This is a genomic window from Variovorax sp. P4_D9 (genome assembly GCF_056401695.1).
This window is the reverse complement of the sequence record NZ_JBFUIU010000575.1, coordinates 1-5,782: the sequence shown is the minus strand read 5'-3', so window position 1 is coordinate 5,782 and position 5,782 is coordinate 1. Positions and strand designations below refer to the sequence as shown.

Here is a 5,782-nt window from a genome sequence, read left to right as displayed (position 1 = left end):
GACTGACGCCGAACAAGGCGCCGGCCTTGACCGAGGCGTCGAAGTCCTCCGGCCGCGTGATCGTTCCGACGCCGATGATCGCGCCTTCGACCTCGTTGGCGATGGCCTCGATCGCCCTCAGCGCCACCGGCGTGCGCAAGGTCAGCTCGAGCACCCGGACGCCGCCGGCCACCAGGCCCCGTTCGGATAGACGCGCGCCAGCAGCGGCACCGCCTCGGACAGGTCGCGGAAGTCGTCCCAGTTGATGGGGATGCCCGCGGCGCGCGCGATCGCGACCAGGTGGATCGTGTGGTTGGTCGAGCCGCCCGTGGCCAGCAGCCCGACGATGGCGTTGGCGATCGCACGCTCGTCGACCACCCGGCCGATCGGCGTGTACTCGCTGCCCCCGGCCGTGATCTCGACCGCCCGTTGCGCCGCCGCCGCGGTCAGCGCGTCGCGCAGCGGCGTGCCCGGATTGACGAAGGCCGCGCCCGGCAGGTGCAGCCCCATCACTTCCATCAGCATCTGGTTGCTGTTGGCCGTGCCGTAGAAGGTGCAGGTGCCCGGGGCGTGGTAGGACTTCTCTTCGGATTCGAGCAGCGCGTCGCGGCCGACCTCGCCCTTGGCGAAGCGCTGGCGCACGCGCGCCTTCTCGTCGTTCGAGATGCCCGATGGCATCGGCCCGCCGGGCACGAAGATCGTCGGCAGGTGGCCGAACTGCAGCGCCCCRATCAGCAGGCCGGGGACGATCTTGTCGCAGATGCCCAGGCACAGCGCGGCATCGAACATGTTGTGCGAGAGCGCCACCGCGGTGGCCATAGCGATCACGTCGCGGCTGAAGAGCGACAACTCCATGCCGGGCTCGCCCTGCGTGACGCCGTCGCACATCGCCGGCACGCCGCCGGCGAACTGCGCGGTCGCGCCCACYTCGCGCACCGCSCGCTTGATGAGGGCCGGGAAGCGCTCGAAGGGCTGGTGCGCCGACAGCATGTCGTTGTACGAGGAGACGATCGCCACGTTGGGCTGCCGCATCTCGCGCAGCATGATCTTGTCGCCGGATGGCGCCGCGGCATAGCCGTGGGCCAGGTTCGTGCAGCCCAGCGCTTGCCGGACCGGGCCCTTGGCGCGGGCCCGTTCGAGGTTGGACAGGTAGGTGGCGCGCGACGCCGCGCTGCGGTCGCGGATGCGGTCGGTGACCGCGGCAAGCACTGGATGAAGACGCATCGAAGACTCCTTGGCAAAGCGGGTCCCGGCCTCAGGCAAGCGACACCGGGGATTTCAGGTTGACGCAGCGACCGGTTCAACGGTCGAGTTTGAGGAACAGGTTGCGATCGGGGGCAAAATTGGCGTAGAGCGGCAGCAGTGCGCCGCCGATCGCGCCCGCATCGGCGCCCATCGTTCCGCCCAGAAGCTCAGGGCGAGAGACGCCTTCCCAGTTGCAGCGATCGAGTGCGACGCCAAGCTCCGCTTGCAGCGCTGCCAGCATCTCCCTGCTGAACGATCCGTCGATGACCATGCCCTCGAGGTCGAGCAGCGCGGCAGCGCCATTGATCGCCATTGCGAGCGCCGGGGTCGACTGCGACAGCCACGCCCGCGTCACGGGCAGCCAGGGATTGGCGACCGCGCGCGAGTCCGCCAGCGCGCCGACATCGAGCCCGGCCTGTGCGTACATCGATTCCAGCGTGAACAGCGACGCCACGTTGAGCAGCTGGCGCGGCGGGGTGCCGCTGGCGTCGCCCGGGCCGAGCGGCATCGACCCGACAGCGCCAGCGTTGCCGGACCCTCCGCTGCGCAGTCGACTGTCGATGACCAGCCCGCCGCCGACGAAGGTGTCGACGTAGAGATAGAGAAAGCTGCGGATGCTGCGCCCGCGCCCGGACACCAGCTCGGCCACGCAGGCGGCCGCCGTGTCCTTGACCATCTCGACGGGCAGTTTGGTCATCGCCGTCACCTGAGCGCGGATGTCGATCGCGTTCCACTTGGCGGCCTCCTCCGGCGCCACGCCGAGCAGCGATTGCCAGCCGCCGAGCGACAAGGGGGCGGCGACGCCGACGCCGTGCAGCAGTTGCGCGCGCTTGGGCCCGAGCGTCTTGCGCAGCGCCTGGACGCGAGTCCGGATCTCGTCGAACAAGCTGTCGGGATCCGGGAACTGATAGTCGAGCGTGAGGCGTTCGCGGACCTGCGCAGCGAAGTCGACCAGCAGCACATCGAGGCTGCGCCGTCCGATCTTGATGCCGATCGAATAGGCACCGTCCGGGTTCAGCGCCATCGGCACCGATGGCTGGCCGATCCTGCCACGCAAGGGTGCGTGCTTGAGCACCAGGCCGTCGGCTTCCAGCCTCGCGATGATCAGCTGCACCGTCTGCGCGGTCAGGTTCGTCAACCGTGCGATCTCGGCTTTCGGCAGCGCGCCGTGGAGGCGGATCGCCTGCAACACCACGCGCTCGTTGAACTGGCGCGTGCCCAGGTTGTTGGAGCCGCGCGGCCGCAGCCTGGCGGCGGTCTCTGCAGTGCTCATGGCAGCAGGTCGTGAGCGATCACGCCTTTCTTGAACAGGAAATTGGCGAAGGGCTGCATCTCCCCGGTCTGCACGATGGCATAGGCGCGCGAGACCCGCTCGTAGAAGGCGAATCGCTCGGTGGCCTCGCATTGCGTCTCCGTCGCATCGCCGCTCGCCTGCATTCGCGCGATCACGTCACGCTGCAATGCGCTGCGATAGCCCTCGGGCTTGTCGCTGACCTGCATGTACGCGACCGGCTGCGCCACCGCCGCGTCCAGCGGCAGCACCGACAGCACCGCCGCACAGGCCTCGCGCATGCCGACACCGGGCAGCCGCACGATCGGCTTGCCGCGGCCCAGCGACTCAGCGGTGAAGTTGGCATCGGCCAGCACGATCTCGTCGCCATGGCCCATCTCGCAGAGTACCTTGAGAAGATCGGGGCTGAGGAGGGGGTCGATGTTCTTCAGCATGGGCGATCCTTCACGCCAGGCATTCGGCCGGCAGTTGCTCGGGTGGCAGCGCGCCGGTCATGACTGCGACGGTGTCGCTCATGCTGATCTTCTTGGGGTTCAGCACGGCGCCACGCTTGCCCAGGCGGGCCACGTGGATGCGGTCGGCGATCTCGAAGACGTGCGGCATGTTGTGGCTGATCAGCACCACCGGCAGGCCCTTGTCGCGCACCCGGCGGATCAGCTCGAGCACCATGTTGCCCTCCTTCACGCCGAGCGCCGCGGTGGGCTCGTCCAGGATCACGACGTGGCTGGCGAAGGCCGCCGCGCGCGCCACTGCCACGCACTGGCGCTGGCCGCCCGAGAGGGTCTCGACCGCCTGCGTCATCGAGCGGATGCCGACCTTGAGGTCGTTCATGCGTGCGATGCTCTGCTCGAGCATCTCGGTCTTGTCCAGCATGCGCAGCACGTTGCCCAGGAAGCCCTGGCGGCGGATCTCGCGGCCCAGGAACAGGTTCTCGGCGATGGTCATGGCCGGCGCCACGGCCAGGTCCTGGTAGACCGTCTCGATGCCCTCGCGGCGCGCGTCGATGGGGCCCTTGAAGTGGATGATCTTGCCGTCCAGGATGATCTCGCCTTCGTCGGGAATCGTGGCGCCCGACAGGCACTTGATCAGCGAGGACTTGCCCGCGCCGTTGTCGCCGATCACTGCCAGGATCTCGCCGGCGCGCAGCTCGAAGTCGGCGCCGTCCAGCGCGGTGACCTGGCCGTAGCGCTTGACCAGGCCCTTGGCCTGCATCACGAGGGGTAGGGTGTTGGCAGCGGCAGTCATCTCAGCGTGCCCCTTTGCGAGAGAGTTGGTCGACGGTCACGGCGACGATCACCAGGATGCCGGTGATCAGCACCTGGTAGACGGAGGACACGCCCATCAGCGTGAGGCCGTTGCGCAGCACGCCCACCACGATGGCGCCGACCAGCGAGCCGAGGATCATGCCGCGCCCGCCGAACAGGCTGGTGCCGCCGAGCACCACCGCGGTGATCGCGTCAAGGTTCTCGGTCTGCCCCGCGTTGGGGTCGCCGACCCCGGTGCGCGCCACCGACATCAGCGAGGCGATGCCGTAGAACACGCCCGCCAGCACATAGACGCCCAGCAGCACGCGCTCGGGCGGGATGCCCACCAGGCGCGTCGCCTCGGGGTTGTTGCCCACCGCGTAGACGTGGCGGCCGGCGCCGGTCTCGCGCAGCCAGAACCAGACCCCCAGGTAGAGCAGGATCATCAGCACGGTGCCGTAGGCGATGTTGGTGCCGCCCAGCGCAAAGGTGCTGCCGAACCAGGTCATCATCGGCGGCACCTCGGTCACGGTCTGGGCGCCCGAATACAGCTGGGTGATCGCGAAGGCGATGTTGAAGGTGCCCAGCGTGACGATGAAGGGCGGCAGCTTGATGCGCGTGACCAAGAGGCCGTTGATGAGGCCGAAGCCCGCGGTGACCGCGATGCCGGCCAGGATCGCCAGCGGCGCGGGCAGGCCCATGTCGGCGGCCAGCTTGGTCATCACGATGCTGCCGAGCGCCATGATCATGCCGCAGGACAGGTCGATGCCGGCGGTCAGGATGATCAGGGTCTGGCCGATCGCGATCACGCCGACCACCGTCACCTGCTGCAGGATCAGCGAGAAGTTCTCGCCGCTGAAGAACTGGTCGGTGGTCAGGCCGAAGGCGACGCAGGCGATCAGCAGCGCGATGAAGGGGCCGAGCTGCCCGAGCGGGGGCAGCTTGGCATTCAGGGTGGCGGTGGTCATGGTGTGTGCGTGTCCGGTGTGCGGTGGCGCGTGCGCCGCGCTTACTTCTTGCCCCAGCACAGCTCGGTGCCGACCTGGGTGTCCTTGCTGTCGATGCCGGCCACCGGCTTGGCCGCGATCAGCGTGACGCCGGTGTCGGTGTAGCCGCTGACCTTCTTGCCGCTGGTGGCGTAGTCGACGCCGGCGGCCACGCCCATGGCGGCCATCTTCAGCGGGTACTGCTGGGAGGTGGCGGCGATCTTGCCGGCGGCCACGTCGCGGATGCCGTCGCAGCCGCCGTCGACCGAGACGATCATGACGCTCTTGTCCTTGCCGGACTTCTGCAGCGCGTTGAAGGCGCCGGCGGCGGCCGGCTCGTTGATGGTGTAGACCAGGGTGATGTCGGGGTTCTTCTGCAGGCAGTTCTCCATCGCGGTCTGGCCCTTGGCGCGGTCGCCGAAGCTGTCGGCCATGCAAACCACCTCGGGCGGGCGGGCCAGTTCGTTGTTCTTGGCGTCGTTGCTCTTCAGGCCGAAGCCCTGCAGGAAGCCGTTGTGGCGCTGCGCGCCCACCGGGTGGCCCGGGAACAGGTCGAGGGTGGCGATCTTCACGGGCTTGCCCGCCATCGCGGCCTTGGCGTACTCGCCGATGAGCACGCCGGCCTTGTAGTTGTCGGTGGCGAACAGGGCGTCGGTGGCGCTTTGCGGATCGGTGGGGCTGTCCAGGGCGATGACCATGACGCCCTTGTCCTGGGCCTTCTTGATGGCCGGGATGATGGCCTTGGCGTCGCTGGGCGTGATCAGGATGGTCCTGGCGCCGGCGGCGATCATGTTCTCCATGGCGGCGACCTGGCCGGCGTTGTCGCCGTCGGTCTTGCCCGCGCCCGACAGCAGCTTGRCGCCCTTGGCCTTGGCCTCGGCGGTGGCGCCTTCCTTCATCTTGACGAAGAAGGGGTTGGTCTCGGTCTTGGTGATCAGGCCGATCACGGGCTCGGCGGCCTGGGCCGGGAGGTGGGCGGCCAGCACAGCAGAGGCCAGGGCGGCGGCGAGGGTGAGCTTGAACATCGGGTTGTCTCC

At 68.6% G+C, this 5,782-nt stretch carries 5 protein-coding genes and 2 pseudogenes; all 7 read right to left on the bottom strand.

Annotated elements, in window-relative coordinates:
• A pseudogene (locus tag AC1DY5_RS39280) lies at window positions 1-181 on the bottom strand (keto-deoxy-phosphogluconate aldolase); the annotation flags it as partial.
• Window positions 178-1,203: pseudogene (locus tag AC1DY5_RS39275) on the bottom strand (dihydroxy-acid dehydratase domain-containing protein); the annotation flags it as partial. The pseudogenes AC1DY5_RS39280 and AC1DY5_RS39275, both read right to left, overlap by 4 nt.
• Before the next feature lie 76 nt (window positions 1,204-1,279).
• Window positions 1,280-2,497: an ROK family transcriptional regulator gene (locus tag AC1DY5_RS39270; protein ID WP_478119862.1), complete on the bottom strand. Its 1,218-nt coding sequence runs from the start codon at window positions 2,495-2,497 to the stop codon at window positions 1,280-1,282.
• Entirely contained in the window at window positions 2,494-2,949 is a 456-nt protein-coding gene (locus AC1DY5_RS39265; RefSeq protein WP_478119861.1) for an RbsD/FucU family protein, read from the bottom strand. The genes AC1DY5_RS39270 and AC1DY5_RS39265 overlap by 4 nt, the downstream gene beginning before the upstream one ends.
• Window positions 2,950-2,959: 10 nt before the next feature.
• Window positions 2,960-3,760, bottom strand: a complete 801-nt coding sequence (locus AC1DY5_RS39260; protein ID WP_478119860.1) for an ATP-binding cassette domain-containing protein — start codon at window positions 3,758-3,760, stop codon at window positions 2,960-2,962.
• A 1-nt stretch (window position 3,761) separates the two neighbouring features.
• On the bottom strand, window positions 3,762-4,727 hold the full coding sequence (locus AC1DY5_RS39255; protein ID WP_478119859.1) for an ABC transporter permease: 966 nt from the start codon (window positions 4,725-4,727) through the stop codon (window positions 3,762-3,764).
• A gap of 41 nt (window positions 4,728-4,768) precedes the next feature.
• A complete protein-coding gene (locus AC1DY5_RS39250) occupies window positions 4,769-5,770 on the bottom strand; it encodes a substrate-binding domain-containing protein (RefSeq protein ID WP_478119863.1) in 1,002 nt (333 codons plus the stop codon).
• Between the last annotated feature and the right edge of the window lie 12 nt (window positions 5,771-5,782).